This window comes from Sphingobium sp. WR1 (assembly GCF_059693745.1).
In genome coordinates this window covers 1-24,368 of sequence record NZ_JCATID010000031.1, presented here as the reverse complement: position 1 = coordinate 24,368, position 24,368 = coordinate 1, and the positions used below count along the sequence as shown (strand labels likewise).

The following is a 24,368-nucleotide window of genomic DNA, read 5'->3' as shown; positions in this document are numbered from 1 at the left end:
ACGATGTGCTGCGCTTCCCGTTTCTCGACACGCTCGAAACGAACGGCGGCTGTTAGCCCTTCGCCGCCTTCGCCCGCGCCGCGACCCGCTTCTCCAGCATCGACAGCGGCATCGCGCCTTCCTCAAGAATGGCATGGAACTGCTTGATATCGAAGGCATCGCCCAGCTCCGCCTGCGCCGACGCGCGGGCCTTGCTCCACACCCCATGGCCGACCTTGTAGCTGGTCGCCTGCCCCGGCTGGGTGCAGTAGCGCTCGACTTCGCGCTGGCAGCGGGGGCGGGCGAAGCCGGTCTTCTCGACCATATAGTCGGTCGCCTGCTCGCGGCTCCATTTCTTGGCGTGGAGGCCGGTGTCGACCACCAGCCGCGCCGCGCGGAACAGGAAGGACTGGAGATAACCCGCCCGGTCGATCGGCGTGGCATAGCCGCCCAGCTCGTCGGCCAGTTGCTCGGCGTAGAGCGCCCAGCCCTCGGTATAGGCGCTCATGAAGGCGGTCTTGCGCAGCATCGGCACGTCGCCCGCATTCTGCGCGGTCGAGATTTGCAGATGATGCCCCGGCACGCCCTCATGATAGGTCAGCGCGGGCAGGCCATATTTCGGCCAGTCGCCCACGTCCTTCAGGTTGATGAAGTAGATGGCCGGCCGCGATCCGTCCAGCGCCGCCCGGTTATAATAGCCGTTCGACGCGCCATCCTGAATCTCCACCGGCACCGCGCGGATTTCCAGCGGCGTATCGGGAATGGTCATGAAGGCATTGGGAAGTTTCGCTTTCATCGCGTCCAGATCGCGATTGAGCTGGGCAATGAGCGCCGTGCGCCCTTCCGGGCTGTCGGCATAAAGCTGCGCCGGATCGACATTGAGCGCCGCCAGCCGCTCGCCGATCGTCCCGTTCGCGCGCCCCGCGCCCTTCAGGATGACGTCCAGCTGTGCGCTGATGTCGGCGACCTGCTCCAGCCCCATGGCGTGGATCTGTTCGGCGCTGAGATCGGTGGTGGTCGCCTGGCTGAGGGCCGCGGCGTAGATTTCATCGCCGCGCGGCGTCCGCCACACGCCGTCGCCGGCTGCGGTCCTTCCCTTCAACGCCTCGATCGCGGCAATCTGTTCGTCCAGCGCGGGGTAGATGGCCTTCTCGACGATCGCCGTCGCCTGACCCTGCCAGTCGCCCGTGATGCCCTTGGCGGTGGCGCGCCTGACCAGCGACTGGACGATCGAACTGTCCGCCGCCGGCTGCCCGCGCAGCTTCTTCAATTGCCCCAGCGTCAGGTCCAGCGACCAGCCCGGCGCCAGATAGCCGCGCGCCGCCTCGTCCCGCTGGAGGGCGGTGTCGGTCCGCAGATTATGCGCAAAGGCGTCGAGCCGCGCGACATAGGCGTCGCAATCGGCGGCCACATTGATCGTGTGCGCGGTATTCAGGAAATCGGGCGTCTGGAAATAGCTGCCGCCCTGCTGGAAGATGCGATAGGGCCGCTGCACGCTGTTGAGGCCGAATTTCGCCGGCGCCACCGTCTGCTGGTCCAGTGAATAGAGCACGACATCCAGGTTCAGTTTCTGCGCATCGGACAGGCTGGTCGACCTGTAGCCTTCCAGTTCCTTGATCGCCACCTGGGTCGCGGCCAGCTTCTTCATCATGCCCGACTTGCTGTTGTCGTCGAGCAGGCTCTTCGCCCCGGCGCGTCCGCCTTTGTCCAGGCCCAGGCTGGTGACGAAGCTGGGCGACAGGTCGAGCGCCCGCTCGAAGATCGCGGCGAAGGCGGCGGACAGCCGCGCATCGTCATTGCCCGCGACCTGCGCCAGCGCGCGCGGCGCTGCGCTGGCCAGCGCGGTGGCCCCTGCGGTGGAAAGAAACTGACGACGATCCATGGCGGCGACTCCCTGACTGTTTTTCAAGCCCTTGTCTTAACCCGCCTTCGCCATCCGTCCAGTGGCTTGTAACAATGTTGCGTCATCATCTATCCGCCGACATAGGAGAGCACCAGCCCGGCCAGCGCCGACACGGCCAAAGTCGTCATCACGCCCTGCTTCAACCGGAAGATCATCACGCCCGCGCCGACGGCGATCAAGGCGATCCGCCAGTCCAGGCTCGCCGGATCGGGCAGCAGCAGGCGCATTCCGGCGGCATCCCTATGCTCCAGCCGCATGAAGAGGACATGCAGCGCGAACCAGAGCGTCAGATTGGCGATCACGCCGACGATCGCGGCGGTCAGTGCCGCCAGCGCCCCCTGCAGGCGCGGCGCGTGCTCCAGCCGTTCCATCCAGGGCGCGAAGCTGAAAATCCACAGGAAGCAGGGCGCGAACGTGACCCACAATGTGACGAGCGTGCCCAATATCCCGGCGATCAGGGGCGGGAACGGCTCCGGCGCCCGGAACGCGCCCAGAAATCCGACGAACTGCGTCACCAGGATCAGCGGCCCCGGCGTCGTCTCCGCCAGCCCCAGCCCGTCGGTCATCTCGCCCGCCGACAGCCAGTGCATCGACTGCACCGCTTCCTGCGCCATATAGGCCAGCACCGCATAAGCCCCGCCAAAGGTGACGATCGCCAGTTGCGAGAAAAAGGCGCCGATCTTCCAGAGCACATGGTCCGGGCCGAGCAGCAGCAATATGGCGGCCATCGGCGCGGCCCAGACCAGCAGCCAGAGCAGGATCGTCCGCACCGTCTGCGCCCAGGGCAGCGGCCCGCCCGGCGCGCCGCCCGCCGCCGCCGTGCCATGCGCCTTGAGCCATGCGGGCCTGATCCGCGCCAGCAGAAATCCCAGCGCACCCGCCCCCAGCACCACAAGCGGGAAGGGCAGGGCGAACAGGAAGAGCGCAAGGAAAGCGGCGACCGCCAGCGCCCGCTTGAAACCGGTATCGAGCGCGCGCCGGCCGATGCGGATCAGCGCCTGCGTCACGATCGCCAGCACCGCCGCCTTGATGCCCAGGAACAGCGCGGCGACGGGCCGCAGGTCGGCGGCATAGGCGTAGAGGATCGACAGGCCCAGCATCACCGCCGCGCCCGGCAGGACGAACAGCAGCCCGGCGGCTAGGCCCCCCTTCGCCCCGTGCAGCCGCCAGCCGACCCAGGTCGCAAGCTGCTGCGCCTCCGGCCCCGGCAGCAGGTGGCAGACATTGAGCGCGCGCAGGAATGGCCCTTCCTCGACCCAGCGCCGTTCCTCCACCAACTCGCGGTGCATCAGCGCGATCTGCCCGGCCGGCCCGCCGAAGCTCAAAAAGCCGATCTTGCCGAAAAGGCGGACCAGTTCCGAAAAGCCTGGATGCGACATGCACGTTCCCCCAGGGCCTTGAAGCCCGAAAATGCCGCAATGCTTGGGCGGGGAACGCCTGAACGGGGGATTGCCTTGCCCCGTCCCGCCATCATGCGATGGTCGCGCGGCGCGATCAAGCGGTTTCAGGCGGCGCGTGTGGCGGCGGCATGATGCGCGCGCCGTGAAGCGCAACCTGATACCCGGCCCAGCGAACGATCCGATATCCCGTCAGCGGCGAGGACAGTGCGTGGCCGTCAGGCCGCGCCCTCCAATCTGTCCTGCGTCCGCGTCTCGAAATCGCTGGCGTCATGCCGCTCGTGCAGCTGTTCCTCCAGCGGCCCGTTCGCCTTGTTGACCATGCGTCCGCGCTTCACCGCCGGGCGCGCGTCGATCTGGTTGGCCCAGCGCAGCACATTCTTGTAGCTCTGCGCGTCCAGAAACTCCGCCGCATCATAGGCGCGGCCCAGCACGACGCCGCCATACCAGGGCCAGATCGCGATATCGGCGATCGAATATTCGTCACCGGCCATATAGTCATTTTCCGCCAGATGCCGGTCGAGCACGTCCAGCTGCCGCTTCACTTCCATCGTGTAGCGGTTGATCGGATACTCATATTTCTCCGGCGCATAGGCGAAGAAATGGCCGAAGCCCCCGCCCAGCAGTGGGCCGGCGCCCATCTGCCAGAACAGCCAGCTCAGCGCGGCGGTGCGCCCGGCCGGATCGGTGGGCAGGAACTTGCCGAACTTTTCGGCGAGATAGAGCAGGATCGCGCCCGATTCGAACACGCGCTGCGGCGGCGATACGCTGTGGTCCATCAGCGCGGGGATCTTGCTGTTGGGATTGACCTCCACAAAGCCGCTGGAAAACTGGTCGCCATCGCCGATGCGGATCAGCCAGGCATCATATTCCGCTTCCGCGACGCCGGCCGCCAGCAATTCCTCCAGCAGGATCGTCACCTTCTGCCCATTGGGCGTAGCGAGCGAATAGAGCTGGAGCGGGTGCTTGCCCACCGGCAATATCTTCTCATGGGTCGGCCCGGCGATCGGCCGGTTGATATTGGCGAAGGCGCCGCCACTCTCCTTGTCCCAGGTCCAGACTTTTGGCGGGGTGTAGCTGTCGGTCATGCGGGCTGGCTCCGATGTTGAAATCTCGCCCGCAGGTAGGAAGCGGCTCCGCCGCCCGCAACCGCCGTTTCGCGACCGATGATTATTTCTCGCCCACGCGCACCACCAGCACGCTGACCGGCGACTGGTGCACGATGGCCGATGCGTTGGAGCCGAGCAGCCGCGATGCGAGCGAGGGCTGGTGCGACGCCAGGATGATGAGGTCGGCCTGGCATTTTTCCGCTTCGTTCAGCACTTCGTCCCGCACGCGCCCGCGATGGGTGACGAAATGGGTCCGCGCCGGATCGAGTCCGGCCTCGTCCGCCCATGCCTTCATCTGGGCGCGCGCATCGCTTCCTTCGCGCTCGTCGAAATCGCTGGCGAGCAGGGCGGAATAGCGCGTCGGCAGATGATGGCGGACGTAGAGGATATGAACCTGTCCCTGTGTGCGGGCCACATCCGCCGCGCTCGCTATGGCGGCGTGCGCCAGGACGGGGCTGTCCACGTCCACGGCCACGAGGATTCTCGCGTAGCTCATCATCCTCTCCCAAAGGCGTGGCGCATGGGCGTCGCGCCCATGATCCTTTATCGCCTGTCATCAAGAATACGCCAATTTGGGGAAATGAGGAACAGCCGCAATATCCGCCCATCCCGTCGCGCGGCCCATGACCCGCGCCGCATCAGGGGCTATGGAACGGCCGTTTCGCCAAAAGGGCAGGCGGAGAAAATTTTTCCATGTTTCTGCTCTTGACCAGCGGAGCGACTTTTCCATATTCAAGCCGCTGGCACTCTCCGATGGCGAGTGCTAGCAAGCAAGAGTTCATCGGGAGAAGGACGGGCGGACAGGGCATTTGGGGCAGGATCCCGGTTCCCGTGCGCTCACTCTGATCCCAAACGCCAGGGAAAGGCAATCAACATGGCATTTCGTCCGTTGCACGACCGTGTTCTCGTCCGCCGCGTGGAGGCTGAAGAGAAGACCGCCGGTGGCATCATCATCCCCGACACCGCCAAGGAAAAGCCGCAGGAAGGCGAAGTCGTCTCCGTCGGCACCGGCGCGAAGGCCGAAGACGGCAAGGTGACGCCGCTGGACGTCAAGGCCGGCGATCGCGTCCTGTTCGGCAAATGGTCGGGCACCGAGGTCAAGGTCGACGGTGAAGACCTGCTGATCATGAAGGAAAGCGATATCCTCGGTATTGTCGGCTAAGTCTGCGAACCGGATAGTCATTCCAGTTTTTGGCGGAATTCCGACACCTGCAACGGTGTGAATTTCGCAAATTTTGCAATTCTCAAAGAAGGTGAAAGATCATGGCAGCGAAGGACGTAAAGTTTTCGCGTGACGCTCGTGAGCGCATCCTGCGCGGCGTCGACATCCTGGCCGACGCGGTCAAGGTGACTCTGGGGCCGAAGGGCCGCAACGTCGTCATCGACAAGAGCTTCGGCGCGCCCCGCATCACCAAGGACGGTGTTTCGGTCGCCAAGGAAATCGAACTGAAGGACAAGTTCGAGAATATGGGCGCCCAGATGGTCCGCGAAGTCGCTTCGAAGACCAACGACATCGCCGGTGACGGCACCACCACCGCGACCGTCCTGGCCCAGGCCATCGTGCGTGAAGGCATGAAGTCGGTCGCCGCCGGCATGAACCCGATGGACCTGAAGCGCGGCATCGACCTCGCCGTCGCCAAGGTCGTCGATGACATCAAGACCCGTTCGAAGCCGGTTTCGGGTTCGAACGAAGTCGCCCAGGTCGGCATCATTTCGGCCAATGGCGACGTGGAAGTCGGTGAGAAGATCGCCGAAGCCATGGAAAAGGTCGGCAAGGAAGGCGTCATCACCGTCGAGGAAGCCAAGGGCCTCGAATTCGAGCTGGACGTCGTCGAAGGTATGCAGTTCGACCGCGGCTATCTGTCGCCCTACTTCATCACCAACCCGGAAAAGATGGCCGTCGAGCTGGCTGATCCGTATATCCTGATCCACGAGAAGAAGCTGTCGAACCTGCAGTCGATCCTGCCGATCCTCGAAGCCGTGGTTCAGTCGGGCCGTCCGCTGCTGATCATCGCGGAAGATATCGAAGGCGAAGCGCTGGCGACCCTGGTCGTCAACAAGCTGCGTGGTGGCCTGAAGGTCGCGGCTGTCAAGGCGCCCGGCTTCGGCGACCGTCGCAAGGCCATGCTGGAAGACATCGCCGTCCTGACCAAGGGCGAAGTCATCTCCGAAGACCTCGGCATCAAGCTCGAAAGCGTCACGCTCGGTATGCTGGGCACCGCCAAGCGCGTCACCATCGACAAGGACAACACCACCATCGTCGATGGCGCCGGTGAGCATGACGCGATCAAGGGCCGCACCGAGCAGATCCGCGCTCAGATCGAGACCACCACGTCCGACTATGACCGTGAAAAGCTGCAGGAGCGCCTCGCCAAGCTGGCCGGTGGCGTCGCCGTCATCAAGGTTGGCGGTGCGACCGAAGTGGAAGTCAAGGAGCGCAAGGACCGCGTCGACGACGCGCTGCACGCGACCCGCGCGGCTGTCGAGGAAGGCATCGTCCCCGGTGGCGGTACGGCCCTGCTCTACGCGACCAAGGCGATCGACGGCCTGACCGGCGCCAATGACGACCAGACCCGCGGCGTGGACATCGTCCGCAAGTCGCTGACCTCGCTGGTGCGCCAGATCGCTCAGAATGCGGGCCAGGACGGCGCCGTCGTCTCGGGCAAGCTGCTGGACCAGAACGACACCTCGTTCGGCTTCAACGCGGCCACCGACACCTATGAAAACCTGGTTTCGGCCGGCGTCATCGACCCGACCAAGGTCGTGCGCACCGCGCTCCAGAACGCCGCCTCGGTCGCTGGTCTGCTGATCACCACCGAAGCCACCATCGCCGAGCTGCCGGAAGACAAGTCGGCTGCTCCCGCGATGCCGGGCGGCATGGGCGGCATGGGCGGCATGGACTTCTAAAGCGATCGTAGCGGGCCGGGCCTGCCCGGCCTGCGGTTCGATCGCGACCGAAAATGGTCTCGAAGTTTATCGCTCACGCGAACAGGAAAAGGCCGGCGGGGCGATCCGCCGGCCTTTTTATTCTGTCCAACAGCCATGGATGTCCTGAACGACGGCGAAAGGTGGAATTACGCTGCGGGCGGGTGCGTCACCACCATCATCGGCAATTCGGCGCGGACCTCGAATCCCAGCGTCCGGTAGAGCGCAATCGTCTTGTCATGCGCGGCATAGGCGTGAAGGAAGGGGGTTTCGCCCCGGTCCAGCATCGCCTGCATCACGATCCGCATCAGCGCCCCCGCCAGGCCGCGTCCGCGCCAGTCAGGATGGGTGCATACACCGCTGACTTCGGCAAAACCGGGCATCCGCATCCGCTCGCCCGCCATCGCGACCAGCCGCCCGCCTTCGCGCACCCCGATGAAGCGGCCGAGCCGGTGGGTGAGGGGACGAAAGGGACCGGGCTTGGTCAGCAGCGCGAGTTCCAGCATCTCCGCCGCGTCCTCCTCTCCCAGCAGCACCCAGCCGGGCGGCATGTCCTGGGCGGGGAGCAGCCGCGGCGCGACCATCTGGGCCAGCGGAGCGGTGCGCGCAACGTGCAGGACCGGCGGCGGCGGGCGCTCCGCATCCCGCCCGACCAGCCACAATTCGCCATCCTCCGGGATCAGGGCGTGCAGCGCTTCCAGCTTGCCATCGGCCGTCGCGCCGAACGGGCCATAGCGGGGATCGAGGCGCATGGCCTGGTCGTTGCCTTGCGCCAGCGCCGACCAGCCGGATTGAAGGGCGTGCCAGACGGGATGGTCGAGCGGATGGATAAAGGCCTCTCATCGGGAAAGGATCGACGCAAGGCGCATAAACCGGACACGGCCGGACATGCAATTCCCGATATGGGCGGCGAGCCGATCCCCGATGATAAGAGGGGCGGGAGCGATGTGGAATCCACCGCCACGACATGATGCTGTCATGATGCGCGGCGACGTTCGGGCAAGGACCGTGGAGCGAGAGCGCCCGTTGGTGGGGCGGACGATGCCCGTCCAGCCGAAACCAGCCCTCCGGGGGCCGACGGCTTGGTTCGGCCCGGCCGGTCTTCCGGGATCGATCCTGTCCGCCTGTCGTTGATGGTGGATGGCGTCGGCTGGACGATGGAGCGTGAATGGCTGATCTGTTCGGGGCGATTATCAAGGCCGGCCGATTGGTCAAAAAACGGCGCCCCCTGTCGGCCGCGCTGGCCTTTCAGAAAGCGCTGATGCCCCCTCCGGCGACGAAAAAGACGAAGCGGCCGAAGCCGGTGAGTGCGCCCGGCTCCGCCAAGGCGCCGAAAAAAATGCTGCCAAGGCCCGCGCCGGGCACATTTCTGAGCGAGGACTATAGCTGTCGTCACGGGACGCTCAGCTACAGATTCTATACGCCAAAGGGGTCGGCGCGCCGCCGGATGCCGCTGGTGGTGATGCTCCATGGCTGTTCCCAGACCGCGACCGACTTCGCCGCGGGCACCGGCATGAACCGGCTGGCCGACGAACTGGGCGTCCTGATACTCTATCCGCAACAATCAGCCTCGGCGAATTTCGGACTCTGCTGGAATTGGCACGATCCCGCCAATCAGGAACGGGGCCGGGGCGAACCGGCGCTCATCGCCGCCCTGACCCGCCATGCCATTGCGCTCGGCCGGGCAAATCCGGCGCGCGTTTATATAGCGGGCATTTCCGCCGGCGGCGCGGCGGCGGCGATCATCGGCGCCGCCTATCCCGATCTCTATGTGGCGGTCGGCGTCCATTCCGGTGTCCCGCGGGGCAATGTCCGCTCGCTTGGCGGCGCCATCGCCGCGATGCGGGGCAGAAACGGCGCCGGTCCCACCGGAAAACTGCCGCGTCAGTTGCCCACGATCGTCTTTCATGGCGACAATGACCGGGTCGTCCACCCGTCCAATGCCAACGGCTTCCTGACCAATTTGGAACGCTCGACCGCCGGCCCGCTGATATCGCGCGCGCATAGCGGCCTGTCGAATGGAGGCCGCCATTATACGCGCCGCGTTTACCGGAGCTATATGGGAGAAAGCCTGCTGGAAGACTGGATCATCCACGGCAGCGGCCATAGCTGGTCGGGCGGCAGCGCCGCCGGATCGCATACCGACCCCGCGGGGCCGGATGCGTCGCGGGAAATGCTGCGCTTCTTTCTGTCGCGCAAGCGATCGGCATAGGGTCCGTTTGNGATCGCATACCGACCCCGCGGGGCCGGATGCGTCGCGGGAAATGCTGCGCTTCTTTCTGTCGCGCAAGCGATCGGCATAGGGTCCGTTTGGAAATCCGGCTGAAGCCGGATTTGCCGCACCAGCCCGCTCCCCCACCCGGCCACCCATATGATACTGCCGTTGGGTGGCCGGGTGGGGGAGCGGGCCGGCGCCGCGCCGAAAATGCGCTTTTGCGCATTTTCCAAACAGACTCTCAGGGCGCCCAACGATCAGACGATCAACCGACCTGCCGTTTCGCCAGCTTGCGGGCAAGGGTGCGGCGATGCATCCCCAGGCGTCGCGCCGCTTCGGAGATGTTGAAGTCGCTGTCTTTCAGCACTTCATGGATATGTTCCCATTCCAGCGTCTTGATCGATGTCGGGCGCGGCGCCAGAGGGGTCGCGGGGTCGCCGCCGGAACGGGCGAAGGCGGCCTCGATATCGTCGCTGTTGGATGGCTTGGCGAGGTAATTGGTGGCGCCGAGCTTGATCGCCTCCACCGCGGTCGCAATGCTGGCGAAGCCTGTCAGCACGACGATCAGCATGGCAGAATCATGGGCGTGAAGCGCCTGGACACAGGCAAGACCTGATTGCGGCCCGAGTTTCAGGTCGACCACGGCGAAACCGGGCTGGTGTTCGGCCAGCAGGGCATCCACCGATTCGAGACTGTCGGCGAGCAGCACATCATAGCCGCGTCGTTCGAAGGAGCGTTTCAGCGTCTTGGCGAAGGCTTCGTCATCCTCGACGATCAAAAGCTTCTTTTCACTCGCCATCGGTCATGTCCTCCAGCGCCAGCGTCGCGAAGGGCAGGCGCAACTGGATCATCGCGCCGCCTTCCGCACCATTACTGGCGTCCACCCGTCCGCCCAGCTTGCGGACCACATTGACGACCAGGAACAGGCCCAAGCCGCCGCCCTGCTTGCCCTTGCTCGACCGATAGGGCTTGCCGAAGTCGGTCAGCATGTCCGTGCTGAAGCCCTTGCCATTGTCGCGCACCGCGATATGCAGCCACTGATTGTCGCGGCTGACCATCAAGTTGATATAGGTCGCGCCCGCTTCGCGGGCATTGTCGAGCAGGTTGGTCACGGCCTGGCGGATGACCGGATCGGCGATGATGCGCGGATAATCATGCGGGCCAAAGTCGCTCCTTAACGGCATGCCGGGATTGGCGGCGCGCCATTGCTGGGCGATCTGTTCGATGAAGGCGCGGACGTCGGTCACTTCGGGCGCTTCGCCGCGCGCTTCGCCAGCGGACATCAGTATGCCGGTCAGGATCGATTTGCAGCGTTTGACCGCCGTTTCCATTTCCTCGACTTCCTCGACCAGCGAAGGATGCCTGATGATCTGGGGCATATGCCGCCAATCGCCCAGCACGACGGCCAGTTGGGCGAGGGGGGTGCCCAGTTCATGCGCGGCGCCCGATGCGAGCAGCCCCATGCGCACGATATGCTCCTCTTCCACCGCTTGCTGCCGCAAGCGTGCGAGATAGGATTCGCGCAGCTGTAGATTATGGGTCATCCGGGTCATGAACAGCACCAGCAGCACCGCGATCATGGTGACGCAGATCCATGTGCCGACGATGTGCAGGTCGAACAAATGCCCTTCCAGCGGTTCGCTGAGGTCGAGCGGCCGATAGGCGAAGGACAGCATCGCCACGCAGAGCGAGGAGATGACGACGACGCCCCAGACGCTCCAGCGATGGAGCAGGACTGCGCCCAGCGCGACCTGCACCAGATAGAGCGAGACGAAGGGGTTGGTCGCGCCGCCGCTGAGATAGAGCTGGGTGGTGAGCGCCAGCACGTCGAACAGCAACGCCAGGAACAGTTCGGCATGGGTGATGTCCGCGCGTCGGCGCAGGATCATCAGGCTACCGATATTCATCAGCACCGCGATGCAGGGCACCACCAGCATGGTGCTCAACGGCAGGCGGATGCCCATGCCGTAATGAACGATCAGGATCGTCGCGATCTGCCCGGCAATGGCGATCCAGCGCAACTGGACCAGCAGCGCCATGTTCCGTCGGCCGGCTGCATCGGCGGGCCACTGGCTGGGCAGCCAGCGGATGCGCTTGGCGGACGGCTCGGTCATTCCCGGCGATCTTTTCCTGTCTGGCGCATCACCAGGATATAGGCGCCCAGGGTCATCGCCGCCAGCACGAACCAGGTGATGGCATATTGGAGATGATTGTTGGGAAAGCTGACCACGGTCAGGCCGCCGACGGGCAGGCTGGTGGGGGAGGCGCCAGCGCCTTCATCGATGAAATAGGGGCGGACGACGCCACCCAACTGGCGCGTTTTGGCGATGGCTTCGACATCGCGCGAATACCAGCGGTCGGCGGCGAGGTCATTGTCGCGAAGAAAGCCGCCGCCCGGCTCCGTCAGGCGAAGGAGGCCAACGACCTGCACTGCGCCCTGGGGACGGTCATAGCGGGCCTTGCGGTTGGGCACGAACCCCCGGTTGATGAGCGTGATCGCACCATCGTCCTGCCGCAGGGGCGTCAAAACCCAAAAGCCGGGGCCGCGAATAGTGGAGGCCTGCACCAGGGCGGCCTTGTCGTGGAGGAAGACGCCGCTCACGGTGACGCAGCGATATTCATCGTCCTTGGTGGCGCTGGTCAGGGCAGGGATCGGCGCTGCGTGAATGCGGCCATCGACACGGGCGATCAGGTCGCGCTTCCAGGCGAGGCGGTGGATCTGCCACCCGCCGAGCGCGCAAAAACCGGAAAAGAGAAGAAGGGCGATCAGCGTCAGGCCGATCGTAAAGATCGGGGAGCGCGTGGAGCGCCCCCCGTTCTCGGCCGTTGTCACGGCATTTCGCTCATGTTCGCCATGGCGTTCATGTCGTGCGACGCGCTCATCTCCGCGCTCATTTCCATGTCCGCGTGCGGCATCATGTTGGTGTTGAGATGATACATGACCCACATGGAGCCGGACAGGGTGATGACGACCAGAACGATCGTCAGCATCATCGCCATGAACGACCAGCCGCCTTCGACGCGGGTGTTCATGTGCAGGAAGTAAATCATATGGACGATCACCTGCACCGCGGCGAAGGCCATGATGATGAAGCCGGTCAACTGCGGATCGCCGAGCGTGCCCGACATCACCAGCCAGAAGGGGATGGCCGTCAGGATCACCGACAGGCCGAAACCGATCATGTAGCTGCCATAGCTGCCATGGCTGTGGCCATCATGATGCCCATGCGCATGGTCGTCGTGGTGGTCATGGCCACCATGGGGATGGACAGCGTCGCTCACCGCAGGACTCCCATCAGATAGACAAAGGTGAAGACGCCGATCCAGATGACGTCGAGGAAGTGCCAGAACAGGCTGAGGCACATCAGGCGGCGCTTGTTGGCCGGGATCAGTCCCTTGTTGGCGACCTGCACCATCAGCGTGATCAGCCAGATCGAACCGAAGGTGACGTGCAGGCCGTGGGTGCCGACCAGGGTGAAGAAGGCCGACAGGAAGGCGCTGCGCCACGGACCCGCGCCCTCATGGATGAGGTGCGAGAATTCGTACAGTTCGATGAACAGAAAGGTCCCGCCGAACAGCAGGGTGACGAACAGCCAGCCCTGGGTGGCGCTGATCTTGTTCTTTTCCATCGCCAGCATGGCGAAGCCATAGGTGATCGACGAGAAGAGCAGCATCGCGGTGTTGAGCGCGATGAGGTTCAGGTCGAACAGGTCCTTGGGGCCGGGACCGCCGGCGAAATTGCCGCCGAGCACGGCATAGGTGGCGAAGAGGATGGCGAAGATGAGGCAGTCGCTCATCAGGTACATCCAGAAGCCCAGCATGGTGCTGTGGCCTTCGTGGAGGTGGGGTTCCTCGGGCAAATGATAGGCCCGAGGTTCCAGGTTCGCAGTTGCGCTGCTCATGAGTGTCAGACTCCCGCCGCGAGGATGCGCGTGCGCTCTTCCTCGGTGCGCGTCACATCCTCGACAGGGATGTAGAAGTCGCGCTTGTAGTTGAAGGTGTGGCCGATGGCGAACGCGATCATGCCGACAAAGCTGAAGCCCGCGAGCCACCAGATATACCAGATGAGCGCGAAGCCGCACAGCGTGGCGAGGGCGGCCAGGATGACGCCTGTGCCGGTGCTGCTGGGCATGTGGATCGCCTGATAGCCGGTCAGCGGACGCTGATAGCCGTTCTTCTTCATGTCGGCCCAGCTGTCGGCGTCGTAGACGACCGGGGTGAAGGCGAAATTATACTCCGGCGGGGGCGAGCTGGTCGCCCATTCCAGCGTGCGGCCATCCCAGGGATCGCCTTCCACCTTCAGTTCGTCGCGCTTCCAGATGGAAACGGCGAACTGGACCAGCATGGCGCCGATGCCGGCCGCGACGATGGCGGCGCCGATCGCGGCGATGACGAACCATATCTGGAGCGATGGATCGTCGAACACGCGCATCCGGCGGGTCACGCCCATCAGGCCCATGATGTAGAGCGGGGTGAAGGCCATCCAGAAGCCGACCTGCCAGCACCAGAACGACACCTTGCCCCAGAAGACGTTCAGCTTGAAGCCGAAGGCCTTGGGCCACCAATAGTTGATCGCCGCGAACAGGCCGAACAGCACGCCGCCGATGATCACATTATGGAAGTGCGCGATCAGGAACAGCGAGTTGTGGAGCACGAAGTCCGCGGGCGGGACCGCCAGCAGAACGCCCGTCATGCCGCCGATCGTGAAGGTCAGCATGAAGGCGACGGTCCACATCATCGGCAGTTCGAAACGGATCTTGCCGCGATACATGGTGAACAGCCAGTTGAACAGCTTCGCGCCCGTCGGGATCGAGATGATCATCGTCGTGATGCCGAAGAAGCTGTTGACGCTGGCGCCCGAACCCATGGTGAAGAAGTGGTGCAGCCACACGAGATAGGACAGCACCATGATCGTGCAGGTCGCATAGACCATCGAGGTGTAGCCGAACAGGCGCTTGCCGCAGAAGGTCGACACGACTTCGGAGAAGACGCCGAACAGCGGCAGGATGAGGATATAGACTTCCGGGTGGCCCCAGATCCAGATCAGGTTCACGTACATCATCGGGTTGCCGCCGAAGTCGTTCGTGAAGAAGTTGGTGCCCGCATAGCGGTCGAGCGACAGCAGGACCAGGGTAGCGGTCAGGATCGGGAAGGAGGCGACGATCAGCACGTTGGCGCAGAGTGAGGTCCAGGTGAAAACCGGCATCTTCATGAGGCTCATGCCCGGCGCGCGCATCTTCACGATGGTCGCGATCAGGTTGATGCCCGACAATGTCGTGCCGACACCCGCTACCTGCAACGCCCAGATATAATAGTCGACACCTGTGGCCGGGCTATAGTCGATCCCCGAAAGCGGCGGATAGGCGAGCCAGCCGGTCTGCGCGAATTCGCCCAGGAACAGCGAGGCCATCACCAGCACCGCGCCGCCCGTGGTCATCCAGAAGCTGAAATTGTTCAGGAAGGGGAAGGACACGTCGCGCGCGCCGATCTGGAGCGGGACGATATAGTTCATAAGACCGGTGATGAACGGCATCGCCACGAAGAAGATCATGATCACGCCATGGGCGGTGAACACCTGGTCATAATGATGGGCGTTGAGATAGCCCTCCGACCCGTTGAAGGCGAGCGCCTGCTGCAACCGCATCATGACCGCGTCGGCAAAGCCGCGCAGGAACATGATGAGGCCCAGCACCATATACATGATGCCGATCTTCTTGTGGTCGACGCTGGTGAACCATTCCTTCCAGAGATAGCCCCAGAGCTTGAAATAGGTCAGCGCCGCGACCACCGCCGCGCCGCCCAGCACCACCGCGACGAAGGTCGCGACGACGATGGGCTCATGCCATGGGAACGCATCCCATGTCAGACGACCGAAGATCATCTGTGTCGTTGTGAGTGTGCCAGTCATGGGCCTTACCGATGCTGCGCGTGCGCGTCAGCGCCGCTGTGAGAGGAGTGATCGGCGGTAGGGGCGTCGGGGGCGGTCTGCTGGCCCTCGTTGCGCTCGGCCTGGTCGATCACATGGCTGTTGGGGAAATCATATTGAAGGCCCTGCGTCTCCTTCGCCGATTCCTTGCCCGCGCCGCCCATCATGTCGACGTGCATCAACTCGCCCATGCAGCGCTGGCCGGGCTTGGGGCAAAGATTGACGACCGCGTCGAACAGCATGGGATCGGCGGCGGAGAAATAGGCGACGGGAGTCTTCTCGCTCGGCTTGGCGAGGGTCAGATAGAGGTTGCGGTCGAGCGCTGCGCTGCTCGCCTTCACCTTGGCGGCCCAGGCGTCGAAACCGGCCCGGTCCAGCGCCTTGTAGCCAAAGCGCATGTGGCTGAAGCCCGCGCCCGAATAGTTGGCGGAAAAGCCGGTGCCGGTGACGGGCTTGTTGGCCACGGCGTGGAGCTGCGTCTTCATGCCCGGCATGGCGTAGATCTGGCCGGCGAGTTCGGGGACGTAGAAGCTGTTCATCACCGTCGACGCGGTGATGTCGAAGCGAACCGGGACGTTGATCGGTAGCGCCAGTTCATTGACGGTGGCGATGCCCTGTTCGGGATAGATGAACAGCCACTTCCAGTCGAGCGCCACGACCTGCACCACCAGCGGCTTGACCTTCGGGTCGATCGCGGTCTTCGCGTCGATCCGGTCGAGCGGACGATAGGGGTCGAGCTTGTGCGTGCTCACCCAGGTCAGCGCGCCGAGGCAGATGATGATGAGGAGCGGCGCCGACCAGATCAGCAGTTCCAGCTTGGTGCTATGATCCCAATCGGGGTCATAGTCCTTCTCGACCGCCTTGTTCGCGGCGCGATAGCGCCACGCGAACCAGACAACCATGGCCATGACGGGCACGACGATGAGGAGCATCAGCGCGGTCGAGATCAGGATCAGATCGCGCTGCTGCACCGCAATATCGCCCGACGGGTTCATCACGACCCAGTTGCAGCCTGCCAGGGGCGCCGCAAGGATCGGAGCGGACCAGCGCAAGAGTCTGATCCATTTGGGTGAGTGTGGGTGTGACATGGGCGCGCGCCTAACCTTTCCACGGGGAGTCGGATAGTGGGCAATTTGTCCAATTGTGTGCGGACGCAAAAAATGTTTGGAGATGTGGGATACTGCTTAGACTCTGCGGGTTTTCTGTTATGTTGCCATTCTCTGGCCGTCGGAAGACCCAAAACAGGCGCCGTCGGCCCACCAAGGGAGCGGATGCCTATGAATTCACAGGCCATTGCCTTCACCTCCACGCCACTTGAGGATGATGCGCGCCGGATCAATGCGCGCGACCACAGGATTGCGCCGGGTGATATTTCCATCGGTGTGATCATTGGTCGCACCTCCGAATTTTTCGATTTCTTCGTTTACGCCATTGCTTCGGTGATCGTGTTCCCGAGCCTGGTCTTCCCCTATGTGGATGCGCTGACCGGCACCCTCTATTCCTTCGCCATCTTCGCCGTGGCCTTCATTACGCGGCCGATCGGCTCGCTGATCTTCATGGCGATCGACCGGCGCTACGGGCGCGGCACGAAACTGACCGTCGCCCTCTTCCTGCTGGGTGGGTCTACCGCGTCGATTGCCTTCATGCCCGGTTACGCCACGATTGGCCACTATGCTGCGGTCGTCCTGGTCATTTTGCGCGCCGCGCAGGGCATTGCGCTTGGTGGAACCTGGGATGGCCTGGCCTCGCTGCTGTCGCTGAACGCGCCGCAGCATCAGCGCGGCTGGTATGCGATGGTGCCGCAGCTTGGCGCACCGCTGGCGCTGATCGTGGCCAGCGGACTGTTCGCCTTCTTCCTGCTCAACTTGACCGAGGCTGACTTTCTCGACTGGGGTTGGCGTTATCCCTTCTTCGTCGCCTTCGCGATCAACGTCGTGGCGCTGTTCGCCCGTCTGCGCATCGTGGTGACGCATGAGTTCGAACGCCTGTTCGAACAGAAGGATCTGCAACCGTCACCTGTCCTGCCGACCGTCAAGGCGGAAGGGCGCAACATCATCATCGGCGCCTTCGCTCCGTTGGCCAGCTTCGCGCTGTTCCATATGGTGACGGTGTTCCCATTGTCATGGGTGGCGCTGTTCACCGATCAACCGCTCGACCGCTTCCTCATCATCGAAATGATCGGCGCGTCGGTCGGCCTGCTCGCCATCGTCGTGTCGGGCTTCGTCGCCGACCAGATCGGCCGTCGCTCGCTGCTGGGCTGGTCGGCGCTGGGAATCGCCATCTTCGCATTGATGGCGCCGTTGATGCTGAACGGCGGGGAATTGGGCGAGGTCGCCTTCATGATCCTGGGCTTCATGCTGCTGGGTCTGGCGTTCGGCCAGTCGTCGGGCGTGGTCGCGTCCAATTTCGCGACCGAGGCGCGCTATACCAGTTCGGCGTTGACCTCCGACCTTGCCTGGCTGGTCGGGGCGGGCTTTGCGCCGCTCGTGGCGCTGCTGCTGTCGGTGAAGTTCGGCCTCGCCGCATCGGGCATCTACCTGTTGTCGGGCGCGATCGCGACGATCGTCGCGCTCTATGTCAACAAGGAGCTGGCCGGCCGGGACCGTTAAAACTAAAGCGCGGTCCGCATCCGTCGAAGCGCCTTGCGGTCGAACCATCCGGTGAGGCCGGGGCGCGGGCGGAAGCGGGGGAGCCATAGAGGATAAAGGCTCGCAAGACGCGCGGGGAGGCCGTCCGGTCCCTCGCGCGTCATGATATCCGACACGATCCGGTTCTGGAAGAAACGGATCGAATAATTCGTCATCCGCTTATATTGCATCCGCCACGTCAAGGGCCGGAAGAGGCTCACCTGTTCGGCCAGAAAGCCTGCTCCCTCGCAGGCCAGAATCCGCTCGAGCACCCATTCGCTGTCCGGCTTCAGGTCGGTATGCGCCCAGGACGCCACCAGCCCGTCATCGCCGATCAGGTCATCGGGCAGGCGCAGGCCGCGAGCACGGATCGCGCCCAGAAACCGACCCGACAAGGCATAGAGATCCCCGAACATGCCCCGTTCGACGCGCAGATCCTCGCGATAGGCCGGGGCCATCCGCCCGTTCATCGGCATTCCCGCGGCGGCGTTGGCGCCGGGATGGGCGGCCAGATCGGCCACCAGCGCGTCGAACGATCCGGCCGTGATTTCCGCGTCGCCATCCATGAAGATCACGACATCCTCCTCGCCCGTCAGCAGGTCATGGACCATATGGTTCCAGGTGCGCGACTTGCCGCCCTGTTTGAGGTCATGGATGATGACATTCGCTCGTCCGGCGGCAACGGTGCTCGCCCGCTCGACGGTCGCATCGGTGGTGCCGTTCACCAGCACATGGAAAAGCGTTTCCGGCCGGTCGAGCGGCAATGAGGCGAGACAGGCGGCGATCCGGCGCTCTTCCTGATGCGCGAATATGGCGACGGCAATCGTCATGGGATCAGCGGAAATCCCAGGCCTGCTGGCCATGCTGTCCCGCGTCCAGTCCTTCGGCCTCGGTCTGCGAACTGATGCGCATCGGGATGATGACGGAGACGACCAATGCCGCGATCGCGCTGCCGACCATCGCCCAGAGCGCGACGATGACAAGGCCGGCCGCCTGACTGACCAAGGCGCCGGTGAGGGTAATGCTGGGATCGAAACCGACGCCGCCAAGCAGGGGCAGGGCGAAGACGGGGAGCAGGAGCGCGCCCGTCGTTCCGCCCAGGCCATGAATGACGAAGATGTTCGCGCCGTCGTCGACCCGGCGACCGATCATGCTCGCTCCCAGGCGGGATATGGTTGCGGCGATCATGCCGATCAGCATGGCGCCGCCGGTCCCTACCAGGGCGGCGGAGGCGGAAATGGCCGCGATCCCCGCCAGCGCGCCCGACAACAGGCCGGTCGCGCTGCTCCTCCCGCCCAGAATCCGATCCAGCAGGGCCCAGCTCAGTGCAGCTGCGCATCCCGCGAAATGATGGTTGAGAAGGGCGGTGGCGGCATCGTCCGTGGCGCCCAGCGCCCAGCCGCCGACCAGCCCCGACAGGCCGATCCAGACCAGCGCCCCGCCTGCGATGCCCAGGACGGGGCTATGGCCGGGACCGGCAGGTCCGCGCCGCGCGCCGGCGATCAAGGCGAGCGCAAGGGCGGAAAAACCCGCTACCGTGTGGACGACCAGGCCGCCCGCGAAATCCATGACGCCCAGGCTTGCGAGCCAGCCGCCGGCCCATATGGCATGGGCGACAGGAACATAGACGATCAGCAGCCAGAGCAGGGCGAAAGGCAGGAACCAGCCGATCCGGCTCCGTTCCGCCACCGCGCCGACGAGCAGGCACGCGGCGATCAGCGCCGGTCCCATCTGGAACAGGACGAAAGCGGATTCCGGCACGGTGAGTCCGTCGCGCAACTGCCCCAGATTGGCGAGCAGCAGGTTCGCGCCGCCGCCCAGCCAATCGCTGCCCGGTGCATAGACCAGGCTGTAGCCCGCTATCGCCCAACCGAGCGATACCACCGCGGCCACGCCCGCGCCCTGGGCCATGACGGACAGGGCGTTGCGGACATTGACCTGCCCGGCGTGGCGCAGCGTCAGTCCCGGCAGGGCGGCAAAGAGCAGCAGCAGCGCACAGAGGACCATCCAGGCCGTATCGCCGCTGTCGGCCGCGGCAACCTGCGCGAAAGCGAGTTGCGGAGCGGTGAGCAGGATCGCGAAGAAAAGGGCGGCAGGAAGGCGCATCGAAAGGTCCGGGAAATCGACGATGGCTCCTCATAGCCTCAACAGCGTGAAAAAATCGATAAGCCTGTGTCGCCGGCGACACGCGCCCCGGATTTGTGGAGGCCGTAGCCGAAAATGATGGAGAAAAGACCCCGGCGGCAACATCGCACCATGCGATTTCGGGGGGCACGCCGCCGGGGTGGTTCCGCCGCGTGGGTATCAGCGGAACCAAGCTCGAAGAACAGGGAATCGGTCTGGTATAATCATGCGATCGGCCATCATGACGACCAGGGCAGAACATCGTCGCGGTGACAGGCGATCAGGTCGGGCACATAGAGAGCGGACACGTCGCTCAATGCGAAGGAGTCGAAATAGCGGTCGATCATGTCATCGAAATCGCGGGTCAGTCCGGCGGATATTCGCATCCGGCCGACATGATCGGCGGGAATGAAGATATAGTCGCGCGGGATGATGCGGCTCTTCTGACCGGACAGGGAGGGACTTATCGTCCAATCCTGAACATGCCCCTTGATCTGCTCGGGCGTCAGGTCGTGATAGACGCTGCCGAAGCGCGAATGGGTCGAGCGCAGCGACAGAGCCGGCAGGCGGGGGGCGACGACCGGCTTGCCGTAGTTGGCTGCGAGCATGAGGTTGCCTGAGGTCAGAACGTCGCGATAGGGCAGGGCCACGACATCCGCGGCGCCGAAAAGCAACGGCACTTTCGTGTCCGGAATGAAGCCGTCGAGAATATGCGAGAATATGGATGCGCGGATTATTTTCCTCCATCAGCCGTGCATGGCCGGGCGAAAAGCCGCCCAGAGGCTTGCCGACGATCAACAGATGAACCTGGTCCCGGTCCGCGCGGCCGCTAATGTCGTGAAATGCGTGGATCAGCTCGTCCAGCCCCTTGTAAGGCCGGATCTGACCGAAAAAGAGGATCAGCGAATCCACATCGCTGAGACCGAGCAACTGCCGGCTCTGATATTTGTTGAACGCCGGACCGTAGCAACCTTCATAACTGCCGTGCGGCACGATGATGCATTTGCGCTCATCGACGGCATAGAGTTGCCGGATGTCGGCCAGCGCGGAGGCGCTGTGGATGTGGATGTGGATGAGGTTGGCGGCCTCCGCCAGCTGGCGGTGAAACGCCATGGCCAGAGTCCCGAAGCGCGCATCGTGCGGCAGGCGATTGTGCACGGTCCACAGGAAAATGCCGCCGGTCGCCTTGAAAGCCTGCACCGCCTGGAGAAAATTGCTGGCCCGGACCTGATAGTCGAACCCGTCGGTCACATCGGCAAAGAGCGGATCGGGCAAATGGAGATGGAAAATCGTGCGCCGGTTGGCGGCGGCGGCGCAGGATCGGTCCAGCGCCTGCTGAATCGTGCCGAACTCGACACGCCCCTTCGCGCGGAAGGCTCCATACAGGCCATTCTGATAGGGGTTGGACGCCCTATAATCCGGATAGGCGATGATCGTGGCGCCTTCCAGGGGATCGGGTGTGTCAATGACGGCCGGTAGCGAAGCGGCGGCGGTCGCAACGGCTTCGATGACGGTCACATCCACCGCGCCGGGGAAACCGGCGGGATCGCTGGCTGCTATCGGCTGGGAACTGGCGAAAGATGTGACGTGCTGATCCATTGCCATCCTCTTCCCGGTCGCTTGCTAGTGGATTGATTTTGACATTTGCATCCCCTGGCGGTTGGGATGGGTCTGCAAATGTCAAAATCGTAAAATCCACTAGAATCAAATATTTCTAGTGGTCCGAATAGATTCTGACATTCGTGTGGGACATGGCCTCAAGCGGTGTCGAATGTCAGAATCGGACCACTAGATCTGCAAAATCATCGGTGAATCCGCGCCGACCCGAAAGCTGGCGCGGGTACAGGATCAGGCCGTGCGCTTGAGCGGCAGCGTTTCGCTGTCGAGCAGCGCCGCCCGGTCGGCCAACCGCTTGTGCATTACGTCGATCGTCTGCTGATCGCGGACGGCGTGGAAGCCGGGGCGGCTACCTTCGCGACGGGTGCGGCTTTTGGGCGTCAGGCTGGTGACTTCGACGTTTTGGAAGAAGTCCCGGTTGCCGCCATCGGTATAGGATTCCGAATAGATGCCATGGGCGCGGATCACGTCGAACTGGTCAAGTTCGATATGATAATAGGAGATGCGCTTCAGGCTTTTGTCGGCAACGATGGTGGAGCCGTTCACTAGTTCCTTCGCGCGGATGAGCAGACCGTCGACATAGAGATGGTGCCAGGGCGATACGCGAATATCCTTGCTGGGCACATTGTCGCTCACCGCATCTTTTTTGACGAGGATCGGCCAGAAATCCTCGAGCTTCGTCTGGGGGATATGGTGCACCCAGTCATGGCGATAGCCGACCCAGCGCACTTCGCGCATGCCGCTGCGGCCTCGGACCATGTCGCCGACCTGGATGTCTTCGATGGCGACTTCGCCCTTTTCGGTTTCGATCATCGTGCCGCGTAGGAAGCAGACCGGCGCGACGAATTCGCCGTTGACGAAGAAGCTGTCCGGGTCGGCCTGGATCATTGTCGCCAGTTGGGGGTTGATGCCGTTGAGGTTGAAGGTGAACTTGTCCGCACCCAGGAGGCCGCGTTCAAGAACCAGCGACGCGCTTCCCGCCACCGAATCATAGGTGAATTCGTCAAACGTATAGCCATTGGCCGCCAGGCTGTCGCCCCAGCTGAAGCCGTTGACGTTGAACGAACTGACGGTGTCGATCAGACCCTTTTCGTAGGAGAAGGAGCCGGAGCCACTACCAGAAAAATTGACCGTTTGGGTGCCGATGGTGAGGCCAAGCAGATCCGGGCCGGAGACCGAGACGTTCGATATGTCACCGACATTATAGGTTACGGCGGTGAGCGCCGATGCGCCCAGAAGGCCATAGTCGACGGTCAGATCGCCGCCATTGATGGCGGAAAAGTGGGCGCCGCCGCAGCGGTGATGCCGGCAATCGAGCTCAGGACGGCGCTGACGCCATCCACGGTAAGGGTTTGCGACCCCAAGGCGGTAAGGTTGACGGTATTGGTCGAGTCGGCGTTGCTACTGTCGATTGTGTAGTCGCTGGTGCCAAGATCGAGATTTAGTACAGCCATGTCAATCTCCTCGCTTCAGGATTTGTCTTCTTATCTACTCCACGGATTGATATAGTTTCATGTCTCATCGTGGAATAAATTCCATATATACATAATCCGTAATGAATGAAATTTTTCAAGATATATTTCAACTATCATTTTATTTATTATTATATCATGAATTTTCATCGGATTTGGAGAAAGATTTCTTGTAATAAGCTGACGAACGGCAATGTTTTATTTTTAGGCAGCCGCGCTCTGATCCGTTCTGGAGCAAAGCCGATGTCGGGATTGAATGTGGCGGTCCGCCGCGTCGCGCGGCCGCCGGCCGCGAAATCATCGCTTGCGGCCCGGTGTCCCAACGTCCGCGTTTCAGCGATGAACTCTGCCATTCACGGCTATGATGATGGCGGCGCGGCTTCGGCGTTGTTGATGATGATCCGTGGAGCAGGATTACCGTCATGCGTGCGTGATCGCGCACTTCCGGCCAGAATCCGTTTCTGCCGCTGTCGTGGAAAGACGTGCTTTGGCTTGAGCGGCTGACGGCAGGGCGGGCCGGCGGAATCGTTCCGAGTTGGTGCAGAAAAATGAAGCGCATTGTCGCGACGCCATCGCAAGGCGCTTGAGCAGCATCCTCTCCAGCCGGCTCGCTCAAAACCAGAACAAGGCCACCGTTACGAAAACGGTCGATCCTGCGCTTTGTGTCACTGGTCCTCGTGCTGGCCATGTCACCCCCCAGACCGCCCTATCGAGTGACAGAATAGTCAATTCTGTATCAACGATGTCTGGTAGACGCTTTGATAACCTTGAAAATGGCAACGTTCATAAAATCAAAGAAAGTAAGGAGGAGGCTTATGTGCCCTGGTCAATGTATGATCGTAGAGGACAGAGAAAATACCTCACAAACAGTGAAACGGTATCATTTTTGTCTGTTGCAAAAAATGAAAGTATAGAAGTTTATAGTTTTTGCTGGTTTCTAGCCGTAACTGGATGCAGAATATCGGAAGCGCTATCGATAGGACCGGATAATATCGATTTTTCGGTCGTGTCCCACGGGGTGGTGTAGGTTCGCCGGCGTAGCCATGGCGATCTCCGGCTAGAGCCGGGTTGATC

25 protein-coding genes are annotated in these 24,368 nt (G+C 63.0%); 8 read left to right on the top strand and 17 right to left on the bottom strand.

Annotated features, from left to right (window positions below; genetic code table 11):
- Positions 1-52: 52 nt before the first annotated feature.
- The 4 genes from AC58EF_RS24665 to AC58EF_RS24650 all read right to left on the bottom strand — a co-directional run bounded on the left by AC58EF_RS24665 (position 53) and on the right by AC58EF_RS24650 (position 4,884).
- Positions 53-1,861 carry a DUF885 domain-containing protein gene (locus AC58EF_RS24665; protein WP_497279110.1) on the bottom strand — a complete coding sequence of 603 codons (1,809 nt, stop codon included), beginning with the start codon at positions 1,859-1,861 and terminating at the stop codon, positions 53-55.
- Positions 1,862-1,950: 89 nt separating this feature from the next.
- The gene (gene chrA, locus AC58EF_RS24660; RefSeq protein WP_497279109.1) at positions 1,951-3,261 is read right to left on the bottom strand and encodes a chromate efflux transporter; all 1,311 of its coding nucleotides are present in this window, start codon (positions 3,259-3,261) and stop codon (positions 1,951-1,953) included.
- A 236-nt stretch (positions 3,262-3,497) separates the two neighbouring features.
- Positions 3,498-4,367, bottom strand: coding sequence for a glutathione-dependent disulfide-bond oxidoreductase (gene yghU, locus AC58EF_RS24655; protein WP_497279108.1), 870 nt, complete (start codon positions 4,365-4,367; stop codon positions 3,498-3,500).
- Positions 4,368-4,449: 82 nt separating this feature from the next.
- Entirely contained in the window at positions 4,450-4,884 is a 435-nt protein-coding gene (locus AC58EF_RS24650) for a universal stress protein (RefSeq protein WP_497279107.1), read from the bottom strand.
- A gap of 378 nt (positions 4,885-5,262) precedes the next feature.
- Here AC58EF_RS24650 and groES point away from each other — a divergent pair, with 378 nt between their 5' ends.
- Positions 5,263-5,550, top strand: coding sequence for a co-chaperone GroES (groES, locus tag AC58EF_RS24645; RefSeq protein WP_497279106.1), 288 nt, complete (start codon positions 5,263-5,265; stop codon positions 5,548-5,550).
- A gap of 101 nt (positions 5,551-5,651) precedes the next feature.
- Entirely contained in the window at positions 5,652-7,295 is a 1,644-nt protein-coding gene (groL, locus tag AC58EF_RS24640; protein WP_497279104.1) for a chaperonin GroEL, read from the top strand.
- Between the two features lie 167 nt (positions 7,296-7,462).
- Here the strand turns inward: groL and AC58EF_RS24635 are convergent, their stop codons facing one another.
- Positions 7,463-8,143, bottom strand: a complete 681-nt coding sequence (locus AC58EF_RS24635) for a GNAT family N-acetyltransferase (protein ID WP_497279135.1) — start codon at positions 8,141-8,143, stop codon at positions 7,463-7,465.
- 338 nt (positions 8,144-8,481) lie between these two features.
- On the opposite strand from AC58EF_RS24635, the gene AC58EF_RS24630 reads away from it, so the two are divergent.
- Positions 8,482-9,525, top strand: coding sequence for an extracellular catalytic domain type 1 short-chain-length polyhydroxyalkanoate depolymerase (locus tag AC58EF_RS24630; RefSeq protein ID WP_497279102.1), 1,044 nt, complete (start codon positions 8,482-8,484; stop codon positions 9,523-9,525).
- A 268-nt stretch (positions 9,526-9,793) separates the two neighbouring features.
- On the opposite strand, the gene AC58EF_RS24625 is transcribed toward AC58EF_RS24630, so the two are convergent.
- The 7 genes from AC58EF_RS24625 to cyoA are packed head-to-tail and all read right to left on the bottom strand — an operon-like array spanning position 9,794 to position 16,542.
- Positions 9,794-10,327 carry a response regulator transcription factor gene (locus tag AC58EF_RS24625; RefSeq protein WP_497279101.1) on the bottom strand — a complete coding sequence of 178 codons (534 nt, stop codon included), beginning with the start codon at positions 10,325-10,327 and terminating at the stop codon, positions 9,794-9,796.
- Positions 10,317-11,642: an ATP-binding protein gene (locus AC58EF_RS24620; RefSeq protein WP_497279100.1), complete on the bottom strand. Its 1,326-nt coding sequence runs from the start codon at positions 11,640-11,642 to the stop codon at positions 10,317-10,319. Before AC58EF_RS24620 ends, AC58EF_RS24625 begins: the two co-directional genes overlap by 11 nt.
- The gene (locus AC58EF_RS24615; protein ID WP_497279099.1) at positions 11,639-12,361 is read right to left on the bottom strand and encodes an SURF1 family protein; all 723 of its coding nucleotides are present in this window, start codon (positions 12,359-12,361) and stop codon (positions 11,639-11,641) included. The genes AC58EF_RS24620 and AC58EF_RS24615 overlap by 4 nt, the downstream gene beginning before the upstream one ends.
- On the bottom strand, positions 12,358-12,810 hold the full coding sequence (gene cyoD / locus AC58EF_RS24610) for a cytochrome o ubiquinol oxidase subunit IV (protein ID WP_497279098.1): 453 nt from the start codon (positions 12,808-12,810) through the stop codon (positions 12,358-12,360). Before cyoD ends, AC58EF_RS24615 begins: the two co-directional genes overlap by 4 nt.
- The gene (gene cyoC / locus AC58EF_RS24605; RefSeq protein WP_497279097.1) at positions 12,807-13,430 is read right to left on the bottom strand and encodes a cytochrome o ubiquinol oxidase subunit III; all 624 of its coding nucleotides are present in this window, start codon (positions 13,428-13,430) and stop codon (positions 12,807-12,809) included. Before cyoC ends, cyoD begins: the two co-directional genes overlap by 4 nt.
- 5 nt (positions 13,431-13,435) lie before the next feature.
- Positions 13,436-15,436, bottom strand: a complete 2,001-nt coding sequence (gene cyoB, locus AC58EF_RS24600; RefSeq protein WP_497279096.1) for a cytochrome o ubiquinol oxidase subunit I — start codon at positions 15,434-15,436, stop codon at positions 13,436-13,438.
- Positions 15,437-15,441: 5 nt separating this feature from the next.
- Positions 15,442-16,542, bottom strand: a complete 1,101-nt coding sequence (gene cyoA / locus AC58EF_RS24595; RefSeq protein ID WP_497279094.1) for a ubiquinol oxidase subunit II — start codon at positions 16,540-16,542, stop codon at positions 15,442-15,444.
- A 189-nt stretch (positions 16,543-16,731) separates the two neighbouring features.
- Between cyoA and AC58EF_RS24590 the strand changes: the two genes are divergently transcribed.
- Positions 16,732-18,063, top strand: a complete 1,332-nt coding sequence (locus tag AC58EF_RS24590; protein ID WP_497279093.1) for an MFS transporter — start codon at positions 16,732-16,734, stop codon at positions 18,061-18,063.
- Between the two features lie 2 nt (positions 18,064-18,065).
- Here AC58EF_RS24590 and AC58EF_RS24585 read toward each other — a convergent pair whose 3' ends face one another.
- From AC58EF_RS24585 to AC58EF_RS24575, 3 genes are all read right to left on the bottom strand, one after another.
- The gene (locus AC58EF_RS24585; protein ID WP_497279091.1) at positions 18,066-18,911 is read right to left on the bottom strand and encodes a glycosyltransferase family 2 protein; all 846 of its coding nucleotides are present in this window, start codon (positions 18,909-18,911) and stop codon (positions 18,066-18,068) included.
- A 4-nt stretch (positions 18,912-18,915) separates the two neighbouring features.
- Entirely contained in the window at positions 18,916-20,187 is a 1,272-nt protein-coding gene (locus tag AC58EF_RS24580) for an ammonium transporter (RefSeq protein WP_497279090.1), read from the bottom strand.
- A gap of 257 nt (positions 20,188-20,444) precedes the next feature.
- Positions 20,445-20,885 (bottom strand): hypothetical protein, encoded by a 441-nt coding sequence (locus AC58EF_RS24575; RefSeq protein ID WP_497279089.1) that lies wholly within the window; start codon positions 20,883-20,885, stop codon positions 20,445-20,447.
- A gap of 40 nt (positions 20,886-20,925) precedes the next feature.
- On the opposite strand from AC58EF_RS24575, the gene AC58EF_RS24570 reads away from it, so the two are divergent.
- Both AC58EF_RS24570 and AC58EF_RS24565 read left to right on the top strand, forming a co-directional pair.
- Complete coding sequence (locus AC58EF_RS24570; protein ID WP_497279087.1) at positions 20,926-21,684, top strand: hypothetical protein; 759 nt, start codon at positions 20,926-20,928, stop codon at positions 21,682-21,684.
- The gene (locus AC58EF_RS24565; protein ID WP_497279086.1) at positions 21,671-21,799 is read left to right on the top strand and encodes a hypothetical protein; all 129 of its coding nucleotides are present in this window, start codon (positions 21,671-21,673) and stop codon (positions 21,797-21,799) included. The genes AC58EF_RS24570 and AC58EF_RS24565 overlap by 14 nt, the downstream gene beginning before the upstream one ends.
- 254 nt (positions 21,800-22,053) lie before the next feature.
- On the opposite strand, the gene AC58EF_RS24560 is transcribed toward AC58EF_RS24565, so the two are convergent.
- Together AC58EF_RS24560 and AC58EF_RS24555 are read right to left on the bottom strand one after the other, a co-directional pair.
- Complete coding sequence (locus AC58EF_RS24560; RefSeq protein WP_497279084.1) at positions 22,054-22,806, bottom strand: Hint domain-containing protein; 753 nt, start codon at positions 22,804-22,806, stop codon at positions 22,054-22,056.
- A gap of 269 nt (positions 22,807-23,075) precedes the next feature.
- A complete protein-coding gene (locus AC58EF_RS24555; protein ID WP_497279083.1) occupies positions 23,076-23,276 on the bottom strand; it encodes a hypothetical protein in 201 nt (66 codons plus the stop codon).
- Between the two features lie 105 nt (positions 23,277-23,381).
- Here AC58EF_RS24555 and AC58EF_RS24550 point away from each other — a divergent pair, with 105 nt between their 5' ends.
- Positions 23,382-23,798 (top strand): hypothetical protein, encoded by a 417-nt coding sequence (locus tag AC58EF_RS24550; protein WP_497279082.1) that lies wholly within the window; start codon positions 23,382-23,384, stop codon positions 23,796-23,798.
- A 79-nt stretch (positions 23,799-23,877) separates the two neighbouring features.
- Positions 23,878-24,321: a hypothetical protein gene (locus AC58EF_RS24545; protein ID WP_497279081.1), complete on the top strand. Its 444-nt coding sequence runs from the start codon at positions 23,878-23,880 to the stop codon at positions 24,319-24,321.
- The last annotated feature ends 47 nt before the right edge of the window (positions 24,322-24,368 follow it).

Excerpts from the sequence above, each read along its gene's own strand:
- AC58EF_RS24665 (WP_497279110.1), bottom strand. The coding sequence starts at position 1,861 with ATGGATCGTCGTCAGTTTCTTTCCACCGCAGGGGCCACCGCGCTGGCC.
- chrA (WP_497279109.1), bottom strand. The coding sequence starts at position 3,261 with ATGTCGCATCCAGGCTTTTCGGAACTGGTCCGCCTTTTCGGCAAGATC.
- yghU (WP_497279108.1), bottom strand. The coding sequence starts at position 4,367 with ATGACCGACAGCTACACCCCGCCAAAAGTCTGGACCTGGGACAAGGAG.
- AC58EF_RS24650 (WP_497279107.1), bottom strand. The coding sequence starts at position 4,884 with ATGAGCTACGCGAGAATCCTCGTGGCCGTGGACGTGGACAGCCCCGTC.
- groES (WP_497279106.1), top strand. The coding sequence starts at position 5,263 with ATGGCATTTCGTCCGTTGCACGACCGTGTTCTCGTCCGCCGCGTGGAG.
- groL (WP_497279104.1), top strand. The coding sequence starts at position 5,652 with ATGGCAGCGAAGGACGTAAAGTTTTCGCGTGACGCTCGTGAGCGCATC.
- AC58EF_RS24630 (WP_497279102.1), top strand. The coding sequence starts at position 8,482 with ATGGCTGATCTGTTCGGGGCGATTATCAAGGCCGGCCGATTGGTCAAA.
- AC58EF_RS24625 (WP_497279101.1), bottom strand. The coding sequence starts at position 10,327 with ATGGCGAGTGAAAAGAAGCTTTTGATCGTCGAGGATGACGAAGCCTTC.
- AC58EF_RS24620 (WP_497279100.1), bottom strand. The coding sequence starts at position 11,642 with ATGACCGAGCCGTCCGCCAAGCGCATCCGCTGGCTGCCCAGCCAGTGG.
- cyoC (WP_497279097.1), bottom strand. The coding sequence starts at position 13,430 with ATGAGCAGCGCAACTGCGAACCTGGAACCTCGGGCCTATCATTTGCCC.
- cyoB (WP_497279096.1), bottom strand. The coding sequence starts at position 15,436 with ATGACTGGCACACTCACAACGACACAGATGATCTTCGGTCGTCTGACA.
- cyoA (WP_497279094.1), bottom strand. The coding sequence starts at position 16,542 with ATGTCACACCCACACTCACCCAAATGGATCAGACTCTTGCGCTGGTCC.
- AC58EF_RS24590 (WP_497279093.1), top strand. The coding sequence starts at position 16,732 with ATGAATTCACAGGCCATTGCCTTCACCTCCACGCCACTTGAGGATGAT.
- AC58EF_RS24585 (WP_497279091.1), bottom strand. The coding sequence starts at position 18,911 with ATGACGATTGCCGTCGCCATATTCGCGCATCAGGAAGAGCGCCGGATC.
- AC58EF_RS24580 (WP_497279090.1), bottom strand. The coding sequence starts at position 20,187 with ATGCGCCTTCCTGCCGCCCTTTTCTTCGCGATCCTGCTCACCGCTCCG.
- AC58EF_RS24570 (WP_497279087.1), top strand. The coding sequence starts at position 20,926 with ATGGATGCGCGGATTATTTTCCTCCATCAGCCGTGCATGGCCGGGCGA.
- AC58EF_RS24565 (WP_497279086.1), top strand. The coding sequence starts at position 21,671 with ATGACGGCCGGTAGCGAAGCGGCGGCGGTCGCAACGGCTTCGATGACG.
- AC58EF_RS24555 (WP_497279083.1), bottom strand. The coding sequence starts at position 23,276 with ATGGCTGTACTAAATCTCGATCTTGGCACCAGCGACTACACAATCGAC.
- AC58EF_RS24550 (WP_497279082.1), top strand. The coding sequence starts at position 23,382 with ATGAAATTTTTCAAGATATATTTCAACTATCATTTTATTTATTATTAT.